Genomic DNA, 20,274 nt, shown 5'->3' with positions numbered 1-20,274 from the left:
TCGCCGCGTCGGGATGAGCCGCGAAGGCGCCCCTACGCTAATGCGCCGTGACGGACCGTTCTACCTCACCACGGTGGATGACCTCGATTCGGCATCCCCAGCGCGGTGAAGGTACTCGCCTGTCAACGATCCCGGAGCCGTGAGCAGCCCGGCGACCGGGCCCTGATAGACGACGGTCCCGCCGTCATGTCCTGCTCCTGGCCCGATGTCGATGATGTGGTCGGCGTGGGCGATGACGCGCTGGTTGTGTTCGATCACGACGATGGTCGCGCCGTTGTCGACGAGGCGGTCGAACAGAGCCAGCAGCCGGTCGGTGTCATCTCCGTGGAGCCCCGCGGTGGGCTCGTCGAGCACGATCCGTAGCCCTTCGGCCGCACTCGTGTCGGACAGGTGCTTGGCGAGCAGCAGGCGCTGACGTTCCCCGCCGGACAAAGTGCTGGTGGCCTGCCCGATGGCGAGGTATCCCAGTCCGACATCGTCCAACCAGGTCAGCCGAGTGGTGATCTCGGCATGAGCGGCGAACAACGGGGCCGCCCGCGTCACATTCATCGCCAGGACCTCGGCGATGGTGTGGCCGCAGAATGTGGCAGCCAGCGCCGTCGGGTTGAAACGGGTGCCGCCGCAGGCTTCGCAGGGCGTGCTCACGTCGTCGAGAAACGCGAGGTCGGTGACGATGCTGCCCCTGCCTTTGCATTGTGGGCAGGCGCCGCGGGCGTTGGCGCTGAACCACGATTGGGAAAGACCGTTCGCGGCGGCAAAAGCCTTGCGGATGGGCTCGGCAATGCCGAGCACGGTCGCCGGGGTCGATCTGGTGCCGCCGTGCAGTGGCTCCTGGCCGATGACCGTGAACTCGGGATGCTGACGAGGCAGAACGTCAGCGACCAACGTGCTCTTTCCCGATCCGGCAACCCCGGACACGACCGTGAGCACGCCGAGCGGAATGTCCACGGTGACGTCGCGGAGGTTGTGGGCATCGGCGTGTTCGATCGTCACCGTTCCCGACGCCCGGCGAGGGCGGCGGTTGAGGGGGATCGGTGCGTGCAGCATATGACCTGTTGCCGTATCCGTCGCGGCAAGTACATCCGGCGACCCGGTGAACTGGACGCAGCCGCCATCGGTTCCGGCGCCGGGCCCCAGATCGATCACCTGGTCGGCGGCGGTGATGACGGCGGGATGGTGTTCGACGACCAGGACGGTGTTGTGAGCGTCCCGCAACCGGACGAGAAGGGTCAGCAGCCGGTGGACATCGTGGGGATGAAGACCCACACTCGGCTCATCGAAGACGTAACAGACATCGCTGAGCGCGCTGCCGAGATGACGGACGATCTTCACGCGCTGGGTCTCCCCGCCCGAAAGAGTCGTCGACAGGCGATCCAGGCTGAGGTAGCCGAGGCCGACCTCGTCCATCGAGTCGAGCCGGGCCAAGATGGCGTCGAGCACCGGGCCGACTCGCTGATCGTCGACATCGCCGGCGATCGTGCGCAATTCGCTGATCGGTGCTGCCGACCAGTCCGCGATCGATCGCCCATCGATCAGGCTGGCTCGCGCGGCTGTATTCAAGCGTGCGCCGCTGCACTCCGGGCAGGTCATGCGGGTCACGACTCGGTTCAATCCGGCCCGTTCGTCATCGGTGAGCCGAGATGGCGTCCGGCGCAGATAACTCTTGCGCAGTCTCGGGATGACCCCGTCGAAGGTGCTCGATTTCGGATACTGCGGGTCGGGGTTCGGCAAGGTCAGGTTCTCGGCATACAGCAGCGTGTGCAGGGCTTCGTCCGGCAACCGGGACAGCGGCGAATCGGGGTCAGCCAGCCCTGAGTGCACCATTCGCTTCCACCTATAGGTGCTCGGCGCGAAGGTCGGGAATCGGATGGCGCCCTCGTTGAGACTGCGTGAGGGATCGATCAACTCGCCGAGGTCGATGTCGTCGATCGTGCCCAGGCCCTCACATCTCGGGCACATTCCGGACGGATCGTTGAATGAGTACGCCGGTGAATAGCCGGCGTTCGGCTCCCCGATGCGGGAGAACAGCATGCGCAGCAGCGGCGCGATATCGCTTGCGGTACCGACCGTGGAGCGGGCATTACCGGTGAACGGACGCTGGTCCACCACCGTGGTGAACATCAGCCCATCGACGCGGTCGACATCGGCGCGTCCGCTCGATGGCAGGCGGTTGCGGACGAACAGTGGATACGAGTCGGCGACCAACCGCTGTGCCTCGGCGGCGATCGTACCGAACGCCAGGGACGACTTCCCCGACCCGGATACCCCGGTGAACACCGTGATGCGATGCTTCGGCACCCGCACCGTGACATCGCGCAGGTTGTTCGTCCGTGCTCCCTCGACCGTGATCCACTCGGCCCGGCCTTGGTTGTCTTCGCTGCCCGCGGTCATGGCTCCAACGCTACGGCCAGATACGGCAGTCTAGTCACGGCTCGAACCCACATCGGCAACCGGGGCCGGCCCTCCGTCCGCAATCGTCTTCCGGAACGGGTACGTGGGCGTGCGATCAAGCACGCTGCAAACAACGGTCGCAGATCAAGTAACGGCATGCCGGAGACCGACCGGCCTCTCTCACCCATACCCCGGACGGTATTCTTCTGGGCATGGCTGACACCGATGGACAGGCGCGACGCAAAACTTTGAATCGGCTGCGCCGGGCGCGCGGTCAGCTCGACGGTGTGATCAGAGCCGTCGAGCAAGGGGAAGCCTGCCGCGACGTCGTCACCCAACTCGCCGCAGTTTCGAGCGCGCTCGATCGTGCTGGTTTCACGATAATCTCTGCGGCCATGCAGGAATGTGTGAATGATCGGGATACGCAGGTTGCCGACGGTCTCGATCTGGACGAATTGGAGAAGCTCTTTCTCACCCTTGCCTAGGTCTCTGGCTCTTGTCCGGGTGGGGTAAACCTGGATGGTGCATAGTTCACTGTTCAACTTGGAGTTGCTGGAGGGCGAAACCAGTGGCTCACGGTGCAACCGGTAGAGGGGATGTCATGTGTCAGAAGGTCACCTGCGAGATCTGCGGGAAGCCGACGTGGGCCGGCTGCGGCGAGCACATCGAGCAGGCGCTGGCCGGTGTGCCACTCAGCGCCCGCTGCCAGGGGCATGACTCGCCTGTGCGCAGGGCGGGCTGACGCTGCGGGTCTCCCAGTCGGGCCGCAGCGCGATGAACTCCCCTGCTCACAAGGCGGGCCGACGCCCCGCTCGCTGTGGTACGCGCCGAGGCTGCGTCCGGCATAAATTGTCGTGCTATTCCTTCTTGTTTTTCGAGAATTATGCGCTAGTCGGCGGGTGTTGAAGTGGTGATCGCAAGTCTTCTATTTGTGCACGTCAATTTTTTGAATCTGACGTAAAGATATCTCTTCGCAATGTGCTACAAACGCGAACGTGCTACAGCGAAGCACGAATCTTCGGATTTTATCCATCGCCTCGACGGCAACAACAAAAAAGTGATGCAACCATCTTCTCAATCTCTACAAAACCAACTACTGTCAGTTACACCCGTGGGAGGGAAGAATGACAGATCTGGAACAAGAGCGATGGAACTTGGACCAGATTCAGCGAATGACCGAAGACTATTCAGAGGCGACGGGACTCGCCTCGGTAATAGTGCAAGCGCGTGGAGTGCCGGTGGCGGCGCCGTGCGCGTTTACAGAGTTTTGTAAGGCCATGCGCTCGGATCCGGTACGTGCCAAGTTGTGTGAGAGCTGCGACGCTCATGGCGGATTGCAATCTCTGATCGAACAGTCGCCCCGCATCTACCGGTGTCATGCCGGGCTGGTCGATTTCACTGTGCCGATGGTTGACGGCGACAAATATCTCGGCGCCATTGCATCCGGGCAGGTGCGGCAGTCGGGAGACGGCGACCAGCCCCCGTACTTGACCAACGGAAGCGAATGGCACGACGATCCCGAACTGTTCGAGATGTACAACCAGATTCCGGTCTATTCATCGCGCCGCATCATGGCTGCGTCCGAGACCCTGCTCGGACTGAGCAAGTCGGCAGGCGTCACACGAGAATGCCCGATCATCAGTCTCCCCACCAAGGCCGGATCGCCGGCCGCCGAAGCGGTTAAGTCAGAACGCAGCCAACCGCAGTTTCAGCTGGTACCGCCCCCGGCGCGATCGGATGATGATCCCGAGCCGGAGCCCAGCTCCGAGCATCACGCAGAACTGTGCGAGGCTTTGGCCGCGGAGAATCTCGACGAGGCGTTCAGCGTAGCCAGCATGATGTTGGACGAAGCATTTGCGTCCCACGGAGATCTGCGTGATCATCTCGCCGCGATTGAGGAGACCATCGTTTCGGTCTCGAGTGATTGCGCCCCGCGTGTCACGGGCCACCTTTCCGAATTGGTGAAGGCCCAACAACGTGCTCGCACCACAACCAACAACAGATATCAATGTCAGCTCTATGTCGAGCGGCTTGTCACCATGGTGTTGGACGAGATCACCCATTCACGCCCGCAGCGGCGCCCGGACCTGCGCGATTTGTTGAATGAGATCGCCAAACATCCAAGTCATCCCTACACGCTGACCGAGGCCTCGGAGATGTTGCATTGGTCTCCCGGGCACTTCTCGAAGTTGTTCAAATCGGTCACCGGATGCACATTCGTGTCGTATATCGCTACCCGGAGGGTCTGGCGCGCGCGGCTGATGCTAGCTTTCACGCAGACGCCGGTCCGCAGGATCGCAGCTGATCTGGGCTTCAACCAGGTGAACTACTTCTCGCGAGTCTTCCGGAGCTACACCGGAATGACCCCCAGCGAGTACCGGCGTCAGCATTCGACGCGTAATGGAGGTCCAAACAGTGCATCGCTTTCAGCTCACCACGACTCTTTGTTACGGGCCTGAGGCATTAGCGGAGCTGACTGGGCTGTCAGGGCATAAGGTCCTTATTGTCACCGACGGCTTCATGGTCAGCACTCCGCTAATGGATCGGGTACGCGAACGCCTGGCCGACGCAACCATCGAATTCTTCGACCAGGTGCAGCCGAATCCTGATATCGAAACGGTCGCGGCCGGCCTGCGGGCCTGCCTCACCTTTGAGCCGGACGCTCTCTTGGCCATCGGCGGCGGTTCGGCCATCGATACCGCCAAGGCAGTGCGCAAGATGGGGCTGGAGCAGGGACGTCGCCTCACCGATGGTTTCTATATTCTGCCCACCACCAGCGGCACCGGATCAGAGGTCTCCTCCTACGCGGTCGTCACCGACAACAAGACCCACGCGAAGCTTCCCCTGGAGTCGCGGGACATGGTCGCCGATGTCGCGATCCTCGACCCCGAAGCAGTGCGCACTGCCCCCCCGAAACTGACCGCGGATTCGGGCATGGACGCGATCAGCCACGCGATCGAGGCCTATGTCGGCAAGGGCCACAATGACTTCTCCGATGCGCTCGCCGAGAAGTCGTTACGGCTTGCCAACCAGTATTTGGTGCGTTCCTTCAAGGACGGCAACGACATGCAGGCCAGGGAGCATCAACACACCGCCGCCACCATGGCCGGTATCGCCTTCGAAAATGCGGCGTTGGGCATCGTGCATGGTCTTTCACACTCGATCGGCGGCACCTTCCACGTGGCCCATGGACGCCTGAACGGCATCTTGTTGCCCCATGTCATCGAGTTCAACGCCGGTGAACTCGGCTTCGGCCCCGGCGCGTTGACCGCAACCGCTGAGCGGTATGCGGCTTTGGCCACAGCAATTGGGCTGACCGCCGCCAATCAGCGCAATCTGGTGCTGGCGTTGTGCGAGTGGATCAAGAAGGTCCGTCACGAGATGGAGATGCCAACCACCATCACCGAGGCGGGCGTCGACCGCTCGGAGTTCAAGTCACGGATTCCCGAGATCGCCCACAAGGCCACCGGTGACTACTGCACCGCAGGCAATCCGGTTCCGGCGACCCAGAAGCAATTGGCCGCGATCTTGACGGCGATCATCTGATCTTCGGCGCCTCTTTCTCATAGCTGCTTCTTCGCCTACGGCTCCGGCCTCGGTGCTGGATGACCAGCGGGACTGTATGACCGTGCGAGGAGGCCACGACAGCGTCCGGGCGTGGATCGGCGCCAAGTGGCCCGGAATGCGATCGCCGATCGGTATCGCCGCCTATAGGTGATCAGAAAACTCGGTCAAATCCAGGCCTCACGCTGCCCGAATTAAGAGCCGGGAAGCACCTCGATGATGATCGACAAGAGTTGCACAAAACAATCATCTTTTACCGATTTGGGTAGCACATTTTGGTTATCCGATGCGCACGATCCGGTTCTGATTGTCAGGAAAAGGTGCCCAATATTGGTCATCTAATAAGGGAATTCTGCGTGTAATCCGGACGTAATCTTCTGGTTGAGCGCCCGGGTGGCGAATGCTCCCGGGGACGTCCAACGGAGGAGTTCGGAATGCAAGAGGCTCTCGGAATGGTGGAGACGAAGGGTTTCGTCCCCGCCGTTGAAGCCGCCGATGCAATGGTTAAGTCGGCAAATGTTGTTCTTATCGGTAAGCAGCAGGTCGGGTCCGGTCTGGTCACCGTCCTCGTGCGTGGCGATGTCGGCGCTGTGAAGGCCGCCACCGACGCCGGCGCGGTCGCTGCGCAAAAGGTGGGCGAGCTCGTCTCGGTCCACGTCATTCCTCGCCCGCACAACGACGTGGAGCTCATTCTCCCGTCGATCCAGAAGTGAGGTCGTGATCACTGATGGCAAATGAGGAACTGGTCAACCAGATCATGTCCGCAGTTCTGCAGCGGGTGGATAACAAGCCGGCGGCGCAGGCTGCTCCGGCCGCCGCCGCGCAGAATTCAGCGCCGAAGGGTTCGCTGCCGAAGGTGCCGGGGAAGGTGCCTGGCGTCACCGAGTTCGTCGGTGCGTCCGCTCTCGGCGACACCATCGGCCTGGTGATCCCCAATGTGGATCCGCAGATCCATGCCTTGATGGGCATCGATCCGAAGTTCCGCTCGATCGGCATCATCGGTGACCGCACCGGCGCCGGCCCGCAGATCTTCGCCGCTGATGAGGCCGTGAAGGCGACCAACACCGAGATCTTGAAGATCGAGTTGGCCCGCGACACCAAGGGCGGCGCCGGCCACGGCTCGCTGATCATCTTCGGTGCCGAGGACGTCTCCGATGCCCGCCGCGCCGTCGAAGTCACGCTGTCCGATGTCGAACGCACCATGGGTGACGTCTACGGCAACGACGCTGGCCACATCGAGCTGCAGTACACCGCTCGCGCCAGCTATGCGCTGAACAAGGCCTTCGGTGCCCCGATCGGCAAGGCGTTCGGCATCACCGTGGGTGCCCCTGCCGCCATCGGTGTGGTGCTCGCCGATACCGCAGCCAAGGCCGCGACGATCGACATCATCGGGTACTCGAGCCCGGCACAGGGAACGAGCTTCTCCAATGAGGTCATCGCCTCGTTCGCCGGTGATTCCGGAGCTGTCCGCCAGGCGATCATCGCCGCCCGCGAGGTCGGTCGCGATCTGCTCGCATCGCTCGGCGACTACCCCGAGTCGACCACCACGCCCTACATCTGATCCGAGGGATTCTAGTGAGAAGCAAGCGTTTCGAAGCGCTGGATGCCCGCCCAGTCAACCAAGACGGGTACGTAACCGAGTGGCCCGAGGTCGGTCTGATCGCAGTTGATGCGCCGAACGATCCCAAGCCCTCGATCAAGATCGAGAACGGTGTCGTCGTCGAGTTGGACGGCAAGCGCCGTGATGAGTTCGACATGCTCGACACCTTCATCGCCGACTATGGCATTCGCCTGGACGGCGCGGAAAAGGTCAACGCGATGGACTCCCTGGAGTTGGCCCAGAAGATGGTCGACTTCCGCGTTCCTCGTGCCGAGGTCGTCAAGTTGACGACCTCGATGACTCCGGCGAAGATCACCGAGGTCGTCAACAAGATGAACGTCCTCGAGATGATGATGGCCTGCACCAAGATGCGCTCGCGCGCATTCCCGGCCAACCAGGCCCACGTCACCAACGTGCGGGACAATCCGGTGCAGATCGCAGCGGACGCCGCAGAGGGCTCGCTGCGTGGTTTCGCAGAAGAAGAGACCACGGTCGGCATCGTCCGCTACGCCCCGTTCAACGCGATCTCCATCATGGTTGGTGCACAGGTCGGCCGCCCCGGCATCCTGACCCAATGCTCGGTCGAGGAAGCCACCGAGTTGGCGCTCGGTATGCGCGGATTCACCGCCTACGCCGAGACCGTTTCGGTGTACGGCACCGAGCAGGTCTTCATGGACGGCGATGACACCCCGTACTCGAAGGCGTTCCTGGCTTCCTGCTACGCATCGCGTGGTCTGAAGATGAGGTTCACCTCGGGCTCGGGTTCCGAAGTTCAGATGGGCTTCGCCGAAGGCAAGTCGATGCTCTACCTGGAGGCCCGCTGCCTGTATGTGGCCCGCGGCGCCGGATCGCAGGGCATCCAGAACGGTTCGGTCTCCTGCGTCGGTGTGCCGGCCGCTGTTCCGGGCGGTATCCGCGGCATCTTGGCCGAGAACCTGATCGCCATGGCAATCGACCTCGAATGCGCATCCAGCAACGACCAGTCGTTCACCCACTCGGATCTTCGCCGCGTGGCCCGCACCCTGATGCAGTTTGTGCCCGGCACCGACTTCATCTGCTCGGGCTACTCGTCCACGCCGAACTACGACAACATGTTCGCCGGTTCCAACTGGGATGCCGACGACTACGACGACTGGCTGATCATCCAGCGCGATCTCAAGATCGACGGCGGTTTGGTCCCTGTCCTCGAAGAAGACGTGGTTCGCGTCCGCAATCACGCCGCCAAGGCCATTCAGGCCATCTTCCGTGAGCTCGGGTTGCCCGAGATCACCGATGAAGAGGTCGAGGCCGCAACTTACGCCCGCGGTTCGGAGGACATGCCCAAGCGCAATGTCGTCGAAGACCTGAAGGCGACCGACGATCTGATGAACCGTGGCATCACCGGTGTCGACCTGGTCAAGGCTCTTGACCGTGGCGGCTTCGAAGATGTCGCGACGTCGGTTTACAACATGCTGAAGCAGCGCGTGTCGGGCGACTACCTGCACACCTCGGCGATCCTCGACGAGAACTTCCACGTGATGAGCTCGGTCAACTACCCGAATGATTACCGCGGGCCGCAGACCGGCTATCAGATCACCGATGAGAAGTGGGATCAGTTGAAGACCATCCGCCAGGCGATCAGCCCTGAGGAAATCTGAGGTGATGACAATGGACGAGAAAACACTGCGCACCATTATTGAACAGGTCGTCAACGAGTTCGCCGGCAACGCAAGCTCCGGCGGCACCGCCGTTGCGACCGCTCCGGCACCTTCGCTGAGCGAGCAGGCCGGCGACCAGATCACGGTCACCGAGGACGGTCCGGCTCAAAAGGGCGTCAGCCCCCGCGAGGTCGTCATTGCACTGTCGCCCGCCTTCGGCGGCGAGATGACCAAGACGATTGTCGGTATTCCGCACGCCAAGGTGCTCCGCGAGATCTGTGCAGGCATCGAGGAAGAGGGTCTGACCTACCGGTTCATCCGCACCTACCGCACGGCCGATGTGGGCTTCATCGCCCACGATGCGGCCGAGTACTCGGGTTCGGGCATCGGTATCGGCATTCAGTCCCGCGGCACGACGGTCATTCATCAGGCCGATCTGCCGCCGCTGTCGAACCTCGAGTTGTTCCCGCAGGCACCGCTGATCGATCTGGAGACGTTCCGCGCCATCGGCCGCAACGCCGCCAAGTATGCCAAGGGCGAGTCTCCGGAGCCTGTTCCGGTGAAGAACGACCAGATGGCGCGTCCGACCTACCAGGCGATTGCCGCGGTCATGCACATCAAGGAAGTTCAGCTCACCGATCCGAACAAGAAGCCCACGGCCCTTCGGGTCGAGTACCGATAGGAGGTCAATCATGGAATCAGAAGATCTGATCCGCCAGGTGATGGCAGAGGTGATGGCCAAACTCGGCAACGACCAGGTGGCCCATAACTCGACCGTCACCGCACCCAAGCCTGCGGCGCAGGCCTCGGGCGCCACGAAGGTCGACGCCAGCAGCTATCCGCTCGGCGAGAAAGTCCCCGACGAGATCAAGTCGGCGTCCGGTAAGAAGCTCTCGGAGTTCACCTTCGAGAAGGTTCGTTCCGGCGACCTCGGCGCGGCCGATTTCCGGATCGCTCCCGACACCTTGCGTATGCAGGCCGAGGTTGCCGAGTCGGCTCATCGTGAGCCCCTCGGAGGCAACATGCGTCGCGCAGCCGAACTGATCAAGGTGCCCGACGACGAGTTGCTCGACGTCTACAACGCGATGCGTCCCTACCGCTCGACCAAGGCCGAGCTGTACACGATCGCCGACAAGCTCGAGAAGGACTACGGCTGTGTGGTGAACGCGAAGTTCATTCGCGAAGCGGCCGACGTCTACGAGAAGCGCGGACGCCTGAAGAGCGAGTGAGTGGGGCTTCGGAGAATCTCATGGCATTGATTGCTGGCATCGACATCGGTAATGCGACCACCGAGGTCGCTCTCGCGGAGGTTTCTGCGAATAGCGAGCCGCGGTTCGTCGCATCGTCGATCGTGCCCACCACGGGCATCAAGGGCACCCCGCAGAACACGCAGGGCATCTTTCAGTCGCTGAGTGTCGCGCTGGAGAACGGCGGGCACAAGCTCGAAGATCTTGAGCGCATCCGGATCAATCAGGCGGCGCCGGTCATCGGCGACGTCGCCATGGAGACCATCTCCGAAACCATCATCACCGAATCGACGATGATCGGTCATAACCCCGGCACGCCTGGAGGTCTGGGCACCGGGGTTGGGACCACTGTCATGATCGACCAGCTCGATTCGGCCGACGCCGGCAAGCCGGTCATCGTGGTGGCCGACAAAACGCACACCTTCGGCGACGTGGCCGCCCGCATCAACCGGGCGTCGGCCAGGCTCGACATCACCGGAGCGATCTTGCAATCGGACGACGGGGTGCTCGTGCACAATCGTCTGGACCACAAGATCCCGATCGTGGACGAGGTCCGGTTGATCGACAAGGTTCCGATCGGCATGCTGGCGGCGATTGAGGTGGCCGGGCCTGGCCGCGTCATCGAGACGCTGTCGAACCCCTATGGCATCGCCACCATGTTCGGGCTGACCTCGGACGAGACCGCCTCGGTGGTTCCGATGGCCCGCGCGCTGGTGGGCAACCGCTCGGCGGTGGTGATCAAGACCCCGAAGGGCGATGTCACCGAACGCCGGATTCCTGCCGGAACTCTCACCTATAACGGCGAGAAGCGCAAGGCGGAGGTCGATGTGGAGCGTGGCGCCGACGAGATCATGCGGGTCGGCGGCACCGTCGGCCCGATGATCAACATCGAGGGCGAGCCCGGCACCAATATCGGCGGCATGCTGGAGAAGGTCCGTACTGTGATGGGCCGGCTGACCGATCGTGATCCCGCCGGTATCGAGGTCACCGATCTGCTCGCCGTGGACACCCAGGTGCCCCAGCAGGTCACCGGCGGCCTGGCCGGCGAGTTCTCGCTGGAATCGGCGGTCGGCATCGCAGCCATGGTGAAAGCCGACCATCTGCAGATGAAGCGGATCGCCGACGACATGACCACCCAGTTCGGCATTCCGGTGGAGGTCGGTGGAGTGGAGGCCGACATGGCCGTCCGCGGCGCGTTGACCACGCCGGGTACCTCGGTGCCGATCGCGATCCTCGACATGGGTGCCGGTTCCACGGACGCATCGGTGTTGCGTGCCGATGGCACCGCGCATTCGATCCACCTGGCGGGCGCCGGCAACATGGTCACGCTGCTGATCAAGTCGGAACTCGGCTTGGACAGTGACGACATCGCCGAAGACGTGAAGCGCTATCCGTTGGCCCGAGTGGAGACTCTTTTTCACGTCCGTCACGAGGATGGCTCGGTACAGTTCTTCGACACTCCCCTGCCGCCCAATGTGTTCGCCCGCACCGTCGTGCTGACACCGGACGGCATGGTGCCGCTACCCCTGAAGCAGCCGCTGGAGGCCATTCGGCAGGTTCGTATTCGGGCCAAGCAGCGGGTTTTCGTCACCAACGCGATTCGCGCGCTCGCAGCGGTCAGCCCGACCAACAACGTGCGGGATATCGCGCACGTGGTGATGGTCGGAGGTTCCTCCCTCGACTTCGAGATTCCGCAGCTGGTGACCAGGGCGTTGGCCGAATACCGGGTGGTCGCCGGCAGAGGCAATATTCGTGGCAGCGAAGGCCCCCGCAACGCGGTGGCCACCGGTCTGGTGCTGGCCTGGGACACGTCTCATGAGTGATCGTCCGGCCATCGGCCTGCTGGTGAATGAGCGTATCGACAAGGCGCAGTTGGCCTCGGTGCTGAACGGCATCGAGGAGGAGCAAGTGCCCGTCGAGTTGGAGCAGTCGTCCGAGCTGAACCCGCTGAAGCTGGCCCACACCGCGGCGCAGAAGTCCCGGCTGGGCATCGGCATCGGGATCGCCCTCGAGTACATCGTGATCACCACCGAGAAGCTTCCCGAGCAGAGCCCCTACCTGGCGGCCATGCTGAATCGCTCGGCCGCTTCGGATCGGGCCGCCGGGGCCGATGCGGCCAGGCTGGTCAAGCGGATGCCCCTGATCGATCTCACCACACTTTCCACCGCTGACTGAAGGACTGATGGAGATGCTGAAAATGAGCCTCGGCAATATCGAGGTATATGGACTTGCGGCAGCGCTGGAAGCCGCAGATGTGGCCACCAAGTCGGCCAACGTCAAGCTGATCGGCTATGAGGCGACCGACGGTCTCGGGATGGTGGCCGTCAAGATCGAGGGCGACGTTTCTGCCGTGCAATCGGCGATCTCGGCAGCCAAAGCGGCCGCCGAACGAATCTCCAAGGTTTTCGCCACTTCGGTGATCCCGCGGCCGAGCAGCCAGCTCGAGACCGTGGTCGACACCGACGTGACGGTCGGACGAGGGGCTTCCCCTTCGGCCAGGCCGCTCGAATCCAAGCCCCATCCTCGCGACCACAAGCCAGAGGATGCGGCACCTGCCGGCGGGGCAGCGGAGACCAAGACTGCTGAACCGCAAGCAGCCGAAGCTCCGCAGGCAGACCAGGCGCCGGAAGGGACCGCCGAAAAGACGGCTCAGCCAGAGAAGGCCGAAACTGCCGAAGCCGGATCGGCCAAGGCTGAGCACACCAAGCCTGCGGCCGGTAGCACGAAACCTGCGGCACAGGCGAGCAAGCCGGCGCAGACCAAGCGTCCCACTCGCCCGAGCGGACGCAGCTCACATACCACCAAGAAGTAACAAACCCACTAGGAGAGGAAGAAGCTCATGGGAGACGCACTGGGCCTCATCGAGACCAAGGGCTACATCGGAGCCGTCGAGGCGGCCGATGCCATGGTCAAGGCGGCCAATGTCGTGCTGATCGGCTACCAGAAGATCGGCGCCGGCATGGTGACCGTCATGGTCCGTGGCGACGTCGGCGCCGTGAAGGCAGCTGTGGACGCCGGTCAGGTTGCCGCCGCCCGCGTCGGCGAAGAGGTCATCAGCACCCACGTGATTCCCAGGCCGCACACCGACGTCGAGTCGCTGCTGCCGAAGAAGGCCTGAGATGGTGCTGGATACCACCGCACTCGTCGACGAGATCACCCATAAAGTTTGGGATCGTCTCGAGTGCCTGATGGACCCGACGCGCGTCGTGCTCGGCGTCTCGAATCGCCACGTTCACCTGAACGAGGCCGATCTCAAGACGCTGTTCGGCATCGATGCGCTGACGAAGTATCGTCAGGTCCGCCAGCCCAACGAGTTCGCGGCCGAGCAGTTCGTTGCCGTGCACGGGCCGAAGGGCTCGTTCGCGAAGGTTCGTGCCATGGGCCCGTGCCGCGCGAAGAGCCAGGTCGAGCTGAGCCGCACCGATTGCTTCACCCTCGGAGTCAAGGCCCCGGTCACGCAATCGGGCCATCTGGAGACTGCCGGCCCCATCGACATCGAGGGGCCGCTGGGCAGCATCCACCTGGAACACGGTGCGATGGTTGCCGCCCGGCACGTTCACCTTGCTCCCGCCGACGCGGCGGAACTCGGTGTGAAGGATCAGGACCTCGTGAAGTTCGCCTTCGGCGGGCAGCGCGGCGGCGTCCTGGACAACTTCATCGTCCGCGTGAAGTCGGACTGGGTGCCCGAGATTCATCTGGACACCGATGAAGCGAACGCGTTGGGCCTCAAGCATGGCGATTTCGGAAAGTTGATCAAGGAGTGAGTCTCATCATGGCAGACCGGAGCACCGAAGCTCGCGAAGCGGCGATCAGCCGGTTCGCAGAACTGGTGCGCACGGGCGAGGTCGAGGATTTCAGCGGCGATTTGCGGCTGGGTATCGATCTGGGAACCGCGAACATCGTCGCAGCGGTGGTGGACGCGGACAACCGTCCGGTCGCCGGAGGCTGGGTGCACTCCAGCGTGGTGCGGGATGGCATCGTCGTCGATTGGCTCGGTGCCACCACCGCAGTACGCAAACTCACCCAAGGGCTCGAGGCCAAGCTGGGCTACGAGTTCACCAAGGCGTCCGCGTCCATTCCCCCGGGAGTGGGCGAGGCCACCGCGAAGATCTTCGGCAACGTCATTCAGTCCGCGAACCTCGACATGGACGAACTGGTCGACGAGCCGGTCGCCGCCGCACGAGTGCTCGGTATGCGCGACGGTGCGGTCATCGACATCGGCCACGGCACCACCGGCGTCTCGATTCTGGAGAACGGCGAGACGGTGGTGTCGGTGGACGAAGCGACCGGAGGCCACCACATGGCACTGGTGCTGGCCGGCAACCTCGGCATCGACTACGAAGCCGCCGAAGAGATGAAGAAGGATCCTGCTAGTCAGCGCATGGTGCAGGGCGTGATCCGGCCCACTTTGGACCGGATGGCCACCATCGCGAAGCAGGCGCTGGAAGGCCGGGATGTGCCGGTCATCTACCTCGTCGGAGGTTCCAGCTCGTTCGAGAACGCCCCCGCAGTATTCACTTCCATACTGGGACGCCCGGTGATCAGGCCCGTGGAACCGCTATTCATCACCCCGCTCGGAGTCCCGATGACGGAGTCAAGCAATGACTGAAGACGAACTGAAGTCCATCATCCGACAGGTCATAGCAGACCTGCTGGCCCCGAAACCGAAGCGGGCGCTGGTGCTGTTCACCGGCGGCCTCATCGGTTTCACCGACGCCATCGAGAGCCTGCGCAGGCTGCAGGCGACCGGTGTGGAATTGCAGTGCATCCAAACCCCCAGCGCCCGGCGCATCCTCGACCAGAAACTGATCGGCTCGCTCGGCATGCGTGATGTGACCGAGCATCTGGTGGCCAACCACGACATGCTGATCGTGCCCACCCTGACCTCGAATATCGCGGCCAAGGTCGCTCATGGCATCGCCGACTGCCTGGCCAGCAATGTGGTCTCCGAGTTCCTCATGAGCAATCGGCCGGTGGTGGCCTCGAAGGCGCCGGTTTCTCCCGACGGTGCGGGCAAGAAGCAGTGGTACCCGAACGTGCCCACCGGATATGCCGAGATGATCCGCGGCAATCTTGCCGCACTGGAATCATTCGGAGTTCACCTGACCGGTTCGGCCAGCCTGTGCCGCACCGCGATCGCTGCCTTCGAGGCACATGACCGCGCCACACAGGGCCCGCTACGTCAGGCCTTCGGAAGCGCCGCTGCCTTCGCCGCGAAAACCGACTGCCAAACCGGGTCATGCCCGCTTCCGGCGACCGGCGGTACCGCTCTGACAGCCCAGTCCCCCGCGCCTGCCGCGGCCAAGCCAACAGCGTCCAATGTCGTGGTCTGCGGCCAGAAGCTGCTCAGTCAGGGCCTCATCCAGGGCCTGCCCGAGGGCACCGAGCTACGAGTCGGACCCAATGCCGTCATCACGGCGCTGGCCCGCGACACCGCTGCCACCCGCTCCATTCGAATCGTCCGGGAGGGCTGAGGCATGTTTTTGGCGAAGGTGCGCGGCAACGTCGTCTCGACGAGCAAGGACGAGCGACTAGTCGGCTTCAAGCTACTGGTTATTCAGCGGATCGGCATCGACGACAACTATGTCGGTGACCCAGAGATCGCGGTCGACACCGTCGGCGCCGGTAACGGCGCGACCGTCATCGTGACCAAGGGCAGCTCGGCGAGGTTCGCCGCCGACCGCAAGGACTCCCCCCTCGACTCGACCATCGTCGGCATCGTCGACACCGTGGAGATCGCGCGGTAGTCATGGCACAGATCTATACGAAGACCGGAGACAAGGGCACCACCGGCTTGTTCGGTGCGTCCCGCGTGCCGAAGCAGGATGTGGCCGTCGAGGCCTACGGCACCGTCGACGAGGCGAACTCGTCCATCGGCGAGGCCAAGGTCGCGGCCACCGATGAGCGGGCCAAGGAGCAGCTGCACGAGATTCAACGCCGGCTGTTCGTGTTGGGCGCCGAACTCGCGAGCGACGAAAAAGGCCGCGCGATGCTGATCGACACCATCGGCGACGCCGACATCTCCGCGCTGGAACATTTGATCGATCGTTGCAACGAGATCACCGGACCACAAACCCAGTTCATCATCCCGGGCCGTGATCTGCCCTCGGCGACCCTGCACCGGGCACGCACCGTCGTGCGCCGGGCAGAACGCCGGGTGCTGACCATGTCCGAGACCAGAGAAGTGCGTCCGGAACTGATCAAGTACCTGAACAGGTGCTCGGACACCCTGTATGCGCTGGCCCGGGTCGCCGAGCATCAGCACGATTTGGTCGAGATAGAGAAGATCGTGCGCGAAAGCGTGCAGCGGCTTTTGAACGCCGATCAGCCGAGCGATGCTGAATCGGTGAGCGATGGTTGCGAGCTTGATCACTATGACCTCGACCTGCTCAAGCAGATGTCCGAAGCCGCCGAGGCGAAGGCCCGTGAGATGGGGTTGCCGATGGTTTTCGCCGGCGTGGACGCGGGCGGCAATCTGATGCTGCTGCACCGGATGCAAGGGTCGCTGTTGGTCAGCCTCAATACCGCAGCGAACAAGGCTTATACGGCGGCTGCCTTCCAGCAGCCGACCGCTGATCTGAAGGACCTGTCAGCTGAGACAGGCCCGATTCCAGGCATTCAGAACTTCGAAGACGGACGCGTGGTCGTCTTCGGAGGAGGTTTGCCGATCTTCGTCGACGGGCAGTTGGCCGGAGGCATCGGAGTATCGGGAGGGTCCCCCGACGAAGATTCCAGCATTGTCAAGCACGCACTATCCACAGCTCGGAAGGCGAGGTAGAAATGTCCACCATCAGCCCGGACATGGTTCGGCAAGTAATTCAGGATGTCGTGCAGGAGGTCGTGGCCAAGGCACAGTCGGCACACGATGGTGCCAGCGACGGAGTCTTCGCCGACATGGATTCGGCGATCGCGGCCGCCGACAAGGCCTGGCGTCAGTACATGGAGTGCTCGATGGCCGATCGGGCCCGGTTCATCCAGGCGATCCGCGACGTGGCATCCCTCGACGAGAACGTGCGGTATATGGCCGAGTTGACGGTCGAAGAGACCGGCATGGGCCGCGTCGACGACAAGATCCTCAAGAACAAGGCCGCCGCGCTGCAGACCCCCGGTATCGAGGACCTGCCGACCGAGGCGTGGTCCGGCGACGACGGCCTGACCACCTTGGAGCTCTCCCCCTTCGGTGTGATCGGTGCGATCACCCCGACCACCAACCCGACCGAGACCGTGATCAACAATGTGATCGGCATGCTGGCCGCCGGCAATTCCGTGGTCTTCAGCCCGCACCCGCGCGCCACGAAGGTCACCCACTGGCTGATCCGCAAGATCAACGCGGCGCTGACCGTTGCCGGCGCGCCGGCGAACCTGGTGGTGACAGTCGAAAAGCCGTCGATCGACAACACCAACGCGATGATGGCTCATCCGCGGGTGCGCATGCTGGTCGCGACCGGCGGCCCCGGCATCGTGAAGGCCGTGCTGTCCAGCGGCAAGAAGGGCATCGGTGCCGGTGCCGGTAACCCGCCCGCCGTGGTCGACCAGACCGCCGACATCGTGCGTGCCGCCCGTGACATCGTCAACGGTGCCTGCTTCGACAACAACCTGCCCTGCACCGCCGAGAAGGAAGTTCTCGCGGTTGAGTGCGTGGTCGACCTGCTGAAGTTCGAGATGCTGAAGAACGGCGCCTACGAGCTGAAGGACCCGGCGAAAATCGCTCAGCTGGCCGAGATGGTGTCGAAGGACGGTCATGCGGTCACCAAGTGGGTCGGCAAGGACGCTTCTGTGCTGGCCGAGGCCGTCGGCGTCGAGGTTCCCAAGGGAACACGGCTGCTGATCGCCGAGGTGCCCTTCGATCATGCGTTCGTGCAGACCGAACTGATGATGCCGATCCTCGGCATCGTCCGGGTGAAGGATGTCGACACCGCCATCGATCTGGCAGTGGAGGCCGAGCACGGCAATCGCCACACCGCGATCATGCACTCTGCCGATGTCAACGCCCTGACCAAGATGGCCAAGCGCATCCAGACGACGATCTTTGTGAAGAACGGACCGTCATACGCAGGTATCGGGCTCGGTGGTGAGGGGTACACGACCTTCACCATCGCCGGACCTACCGGTGAGGGACTCACGTCAGCGCGATGCTACGCCCGGCGTCGTCGCTGCGCCCTCGTCGGCGGTATGAACGTCCGCTAGTTCACCTTCCCCTCCCTGACGATGCCGCCCGGCTCCGGTCTACCCAACCGGCGTCGGACGGCATCGTTGCGTCACGAAGCTTTTTTGTACGTAACGGACGCCGTTGTCCGCCACGTACGTCCATGGAGCCTAGGACATCGCCGTTGATGCGTCCGCACCGGGGTGGGGTGTCTGGCCTCGTCAGCCGGTTCGGCGCGTCCGAATTAAGCAGTGCATGCTGAGCGAAGTCGCTGCCGGTTCAGAGACAATAAACAACAGGCCGGAAAGTGGGCCCAATGGGCTCGCGTTCCGGCCTGTTGGCCGCCGAGTACCGGTCGTCCGAAACTATGCCGGATTGGCCGCGTTGGCTTCCTGCACGTATCCGTAAAGAGTCTGCCGCAGTTCGTTCTCGGCGAGTGCCGCCTCGTTCATGGGCTGGACCAATTCTTTGAAGGCGTCGGTATCGACATCGTCGTTGAACTGGGCCCCGATGGACTCGGCATGCTCGATCGACACATTGATGTAGTCGATCAGCCCGTCATTGGCGATCTGCTGTACCTCGGGCATCAGGGCGAGAAGGGCTGCCCTGTCGTCGTCACTCATGGCATTCAATATGTCGGTGTTCATCAGCAGGTAGTCCGGCACGATCATGTGACGGGTGTAGGAGAAGTACTTTGCCACTTCGCTGTGCTTGAGTCCGTCATAGACGGCCTCATTGTTCTCGGCTCCATCCAGCACCCCGGTCTGAATGGCCGAGTAGACCTCGCCCTGGCTCATCGGCGACGCGATACCGCCCATGGCCTCGATCATGGCCACCTGAGAATCCGACTGCTGGACGCGGAGCTTGAGGCCATTGAGGTCTTCAGGAGTGACAATCGGGTGCTTGCTGTTGTACACATTGCGGGTACCGGCGCTAACGCCGGCCATGACGGTGAGAGATTTGCTTTCTTCTAGCGAATCGAACAATTCCGCGAGCGGCTCCCGGTCGGCGAGCACTGCCGCCTGCGCCGCCATCGAGTCGAACACGTACGGCAAATTGAAGACAACGAAGTCCGGATTGTAACCTTCCAGAACCGCCGCAGCGGTCCAGGCCATCTCTACGGTTCCGTCAGAGACGTTCTGCATGACATCGGCTTGATTGCCAAGCTGCTCATTGGGGTAAACCTTGATCGAGTAACGACCGTCGGTGGCCTCTTCGAGCTTCTCCCCCAGCGCCACCCCGGCCTGGTATTGAGGGTGCTCCTCGGTCTGGTTGAAGGCCAGCTTGAACATGGTTTGGCTGCCGCCGCCTTCACTTCCGCCGCCACCACAGGCAGCCAGGCCGAGGGAAATGGTGCCCACCACTCCGCTCAGCAATACCTTAGACAACTTCATCGTTGGTGCCCTTCCATCGGTCTTTGAAGAAGACAGTTTCTGTTGTAGCGAATGGCTCGCAGACGACATCACTTTGAACGATGCATTATATGCAGCGATGATGCGCTACGTGCATCATCAGTCTCTGCTACTGATGGGCGATTGTCAATCCCTTGGCCGTGTTCTCTTGACTGCGTTTTTCCGATGGTGTCCCGCGCAGCCGTGAATTCCTCCGGTCTCAACGGGGACGCCGACGGCGACCAGATGCTGCTGATGCAGCCGGTCACGCCACAAGATCGGTACAATCTCCACGTAC

General features: G+C 62.8%; 21 protein-coding genes. 19 read left to right on the top strand and 2 right to left on the bottom strand.

The features are described 5' to 3' along the window. Nucleotides 1-60: 60 nt before the first annotated feature. On the bottom strand, nucleotides 61-2,391 hold the full coding sequence (locus tag QQ658_RS06845) for an excinuclease ABC subunit UvrA (RefSeq protein ID WP_286026900.1): 2,331 nt from the start codon (nucleotides 2,389-2,391) through the stop codon (nucleotides 61-63). A 212-nt stretch (nucleotides 2,392-2,603) separates the two neighbouring features. On the opposite strand from QQ658_RS06845, the gene QQ658_RS06840 reads away from it, so the two are divergent. The 19 genes from QQ658_RS06840 to QQ658_RS06750 all read left to right on the top strand — a co-directional run bounded on the left by QQ658_RS06840 (nucleotide 2,604) and on the right by QQ658_RS06750 (nucleotide 18,626). Then, complete coding sequence (locus tag QQ658_RS06840) at nucleotides 2,604-2,876, top strand: metal-sensitive transcriptional regulator (protein WP_286026899.1); 273 nt, start codon at nucleotides 2,604-2,606, stop codon at nucleotides 2,874-2,876. A gap of 116 nt (nucleotides 2,877-2,992) precedes the next feature. Beyond that, nucleotides 2,993-3,133 carry a DUF8730 family Cys-rich protein gene (locus QQ658_RS06835; RefSeq protein WP_286026898.1) on the top strand — a complete coding sequence of 47 codons (141 nt, stop codon included), beginning with the start codon at nucleotides 2,993-2,995 and terminating at the stop codon, nucleotides 3,131-3,133. 382 nt (nucleotides 3,134-3,515) lie between these two features. Beyond that, nucleotides 3,516-4,850, top strand: coding sequence for an AraC family transcriptional regulator (locus QQ658_RS06830; protein ID WP_286026897.1), 1,335 nt, complete (start codon nucleotides 3,516-3,518; stop codon nucleotides 4,848-4,850). Next, the gene (locus QQ658_RS06825) at nucleotides 4,792-5,937 is read left to right on the top strand and encodes a 1-propanol dehydrogenase PduQ (RefSeq protein WP_286026896.1); all 1,146 of its coding nucleotides are present in this window, start codon (nucleotides 4,792-4,794) and stop codon (nucleotides 5,935-5,937) included. Before QQ658_RS06830 ends, QQ658_RS06825 begins: the two co-directional genes overlap by 59 nt. 452 nt (nucleotides 5,938-6,389) lie before the next feature. After that, nucleotides 6,390-6,668, top strand: a complete 279-nt coding sequence (locus tag QQ658_RS06820; RefSeq protein ID WP_286026895.1) for a BMC domain-containing protein — start codon at nucleotides 6,390-6,392, stop codon at nucleotides 6,666-6,668. 14 nt (nucleotides 6,669-6,682) lie between these two features. Continuing rightward, on the top strand, nucleotides 6,683-7,516 hold the full coding sequence (gene pduB, locus QQ658_RS06815; RefSeq protein ID WP_286026894.1) for a propanediol utilization microcompartment protein PduB: 834 nt from the start codon (nucleotides 6,683-6,685) through the stop codon (nucleotides 7,514-7,516). A 14-nt stretch (nucleotides 7,517-7,530) separates the two neighbouring features. Further along, a complete protein-coding gene (locus QQ658_RS06810) occupies nucleotides 7,531-9,192 on the top strand; it encodes a propanediol/glycerol family dehydratase large subunit (RefSeq protein ID WP_286026893.1) in 1,662 nt (553 codons plus the stop codon). A gap of 10 nt (nucleotides 9,193-9,202) precedes the next feature. After that, nucleotides 9,203-9,874: a propanediol/glycerol family dehydratase medium subunit gene (locus QQ658_RS06805; RefSeq protein WP_286026892.1), complete on the top strand. Its 672-nt coding sequence runs from the start codon at nucleotides 9,203-9,205 to the stop codon at nucleotides 9,872-9,874. Nucleotides 9,875-9,884: 10 nt separating this feature from the next. Further along, nucleotides 9,885-10,421 carry a diol dehydratase small subunit gene (locus QQ658_RS06800; RefSeq protein WP_286026891.1) on the top strand — a complete coding sequence of 179 codons (537 nt, stop codon included), beginning with the start codon at nucleotides 9,885-9,887 and terminating at the stop codon, nucleotides 10,419-10,421. Nucleotides 10,422-10,441: 20 nt separating this feature from the next. After that, nucleotides 10,442-12,262, top strand: coding sequence for a diol dehydratase reactivase subunit alpha (locus QQ658_RS06795; RefSeq protein ID WP_286026890.1), 1,821 nt, complete (start codon nucleotides 10,442-10,444; stop codon nucleotides 12,260-12,262). Then, the gene (locus QQ658_RS06790) at nucleotides 12,255-12,614 is read left to right on the top strand and encodes a glycerol dehydratase reactivase beta/small subunit family protein (RefSeq protein ID WP_286026889.1); all 360 of its coding nucleotides are present in this window, start codon (nucleotides 12,255-12,257) and stop codon (nucleotides 12,612-12,614) included. The genes QQ658_RS06795 and QQ658_RS06790 overlap by 8 nt, the downstream gene beginning before the upstream one ends. Nucleotides 12,615-12,621: 7 nt before the next feature. Then, nucleotides 12,622-13,251 carry a BMC domain-containing protein gene (locus QQ658_RS06785; RefSeq protein ID WP_286026888.1) on the top strand — a complete coding sequence of 210 codons (630 nt, stop codon included), beginning with the start codon at nucleotides 12,622-12,624 and terminating at the stop codon, nucleotides 13,249-13,251. Nucleotides 13,252-13,278: 27 nt separating this feature from the next. Continuing rightward, entirely contained in the window at nucleotides 13,279-13,557 is a 279-nt protein-coding gene (locus QQ658_RS06780; protein WP_286026887.1) for a BMC domain-containing protein, read from the top strand. Nucleotide 13,558: 1 nt separating this feature from the next. Next, entirely contained in the window at nucleotides 13,559-14,203 is a 645-nt protein-coding gene (gene pduL, locus QQ658_RS06775; RefSeq protein ID WP_286026886.1) for a phosphate propanoyltransferase, read from the top strand. 8 nt (nucleotides 14,204-14,211) lie between these two features. Beyond that, nucleotides 14,212-15,048, top strand: coding sequence for an ethanolamine utilization protein EutJ (eutJ, locus tag QQ658_RS06770; protein ID WP_286026885.1), 837 nt, complete (start codon nucleotides 14,212-14,214; stop codon nucleotides 15,046-15,048). Further along, entirely contained in the window at nucleotides 15,041-15,913 is an 873-nt protein-coding gene (locus QQ658_RS06765) for a flavoprotein (RefSeq protein WP_286026884.1), read from the top strand. Before eutJ ends, QQ658_RS06765 begins: the two co-directional genes overlap by 8 nt. 3 nt (nucleotides 15,914-15,916) lie before the next feature. Continuing rightward, nucleotides 15,917-16,186: a EutN/CcmL family microcompartment protein gene (locus tag QQ658_RS06760; protein ID WP_286026883.1), complete on the top strand. Its 270-nt coding sequence runs from the start codon at nucleotides 15,917-15,919 to the stop codon at nucleotides 16,184-16,186. 2 nt (nucleotides 16,187-16,188) lie between these two features. Continuing rightward, on the top strand, nucleotides 16,189-17,217 hold the full coding sequence (locus QQ658_RS06755; protein ID WP_286026882.1) for a cob(I)yrinic acid a,c-diamide adenosyltransferase: 1,029 nt from the start codon (nucleotides 16,189-16,191) through the stop codon (nucleotides 17,215-17,217). Between the two features lie 2 nt (nucleotides 17,218-17,219). After that, the gene (locus QQ658_RS06750; RefSeq protein ID WP_286026881.1) at nucleotides 17,220-18,626 is read left to right on the top strand and encodes an aldehyde dehydrogenase family protein; all 1,407 of its coding nucleotides are present in this window, start codon (nucleotides 17,220-17,222) and stop codon (nucleotides 18,624-18,626) included. A gap of 324 nt (nucleotides 18,627-18,950) precedes the next feature. On the opposite strand, the gene QQ658_RS06745 is transcribed toward QQ658_RS06750, so the two are convergent. Next, nucleotides 18,951-19,979 carry a TRAP transporter substrate-binding protein gene (locus QQ658_RS06745; RefSeq protein ID WP_286026880.1) on the bottom strand — a complete coding sequence of 343 codons (1,029 nt, stop codon included), beginning with the start codon at nucleotides 19,977-19,979 and terminating at the stop codon, nucleotides 18,951-18,953. Between the last annotated feature and the right edge of the window lie 295 nt (nucleotides 19,980-20,274).

Source organism: Propionimicrobium sp. PCR01-08-3, assembly GCF_030286045.1.
Lineage (GTDB): Bacteria > Actinomycetota > Actinomycetes > Propionibacteriales > Propionibacteriaceae > Brooklawnia.
Note: the sequence above shows the minus strand (reverse complement) of the source record. Positions and strands in the feature narration are given on the sequence as shown.

Coding starts and splice junctions, on each gene's coding strand:
- QQ658_RS06845 (WP_286026900.1), bottom strand. CDS start 2,391: ATGACCGCGGGCAGCGAAGACAACCAAGGCCGGGCCGAGTGGATCACG.
- QQ658_RS06840 (WP_286026899.1), top strand. CDS start 2,604: ATGGCTGACACCGATGGACAGGCGCGACGCAAAACTTTGAATCGGCTG.
- QQ658_RS06835 (WP_286026898.1), top strand. CDS start 2,993: ATGTGTCAGAAGGTCACCTGCGAGATCTGCGGGAAGCCGACGTGGGCC.
- QQ658_RS06830 (WP_286026897.1), top strand. CDS start 3,516: ATGACAGATCTGGAACAAGAGCGATGGAACTTGGACCAGATTCAGCGA.
- QQ658_RS06825 (WP_286026896.1), top strand. CDS start 4,792: ATGGAGGTCCAAACAGTGCATCGCTTTCAGCTCACCACGACTCTTTGT.
- QQ658_RS06820 (WP_286026895.1), top strand. CDS start 6,390: ATGCAAGAGGCTCTCGGAATGGTGGAGACGAAGGGTTTCGTCCCCGCC.
- pduB (WP_286026894.1), top strand. CDS start 6,683: ATGGCAAATGAGGAACTGGTCAACCAGATCATGTCCGCAGTTCTGCAG.
- QQ658_RS06805 (WP_286026892.1), top strand. CDS start 9,203: ATGGACGAGAAAACACTGCGCACCATTATTGAACAGGTCGTCAACGAG.
- QQ658_RS06800 (WP_286026891.1), top strand. CDS start 9,885: ATGGAATCAGAAGATCTGATCCGCCAGGTGATGGCAGAGGTGATGGCC.
- QQ658_RS06795 (WP_286026890.1), top strand. CDS start 10,442: ATGGCATTGATTGCTGGCATCGACATCGGTAATGCGACCACCGAGGTC.
- QQ658_RS06790 (WP_286026889.1), top strand. CDS start 12,255: ATGAGTGATCGTCCGGCCATCGGCCTGCTGGTGAATGAGCGTATCGAC.
- QQ658_RS06785 (WP_286026888.1), top strand. CDS start 12,622: ATGGAGATGCTGAAAATGAGCCTCGGCAATATCGAGGTATATGGACTT.
- QQ658_RS06780 (WP_286026887.1), top strand. CDS start 13,279: ATGGGAGACGCACTGGGCCTCATCGAGACCAAGGGCTACATCGGAGCC.
- pduL (WP_286026886.1), top strand. CDS start 13,559: ATGGTGCTGGATACCACCGCACTCGTCGACGAGATCACCCATAAAGTT.
- eutJ (WP_286026885.1), top strand. CDS start 14,212: ATGGCAGACCGGAGCACCGAAGCTCGCGAAGCGGCGATCAGCCGGTTC.
- QQ658_RS06765 (WP_286026884.1), top strand. CDS start 15,041: ATGACTGAAGACGAACTGAAGTCCATCATCCGACAGGTCATAGCAGAC.
- QQ658_RS06760 (WP_286026883.1), top strand. CDS start 15,917: ATGTTTTTGGCGAAGGTGCGCGGCAACGTCGTCTCGACGAGCAAGGAC.
- QQ658_RS06755 (WP_286026882.1), top strand. CDS start 16,189: ATGGCACAGATCTATACGAAGACCGGAGACAAGGGCACCACCGGCTTG.
- QQ658_RS06750 (WP_286026881.1), top strand. CDS start 17,220: ATGTCCACCATCAGCCCGGACATGGTTCGGCAAGTAATTCAGGATGTC.
- QQ658_RS06745 (WP_286026880.1), bottom strand. CDS start 19,979: ATGAAGTTGTCTAAGGTATTGCTGAGCGGAGTGGTGGGCACCATTTCC.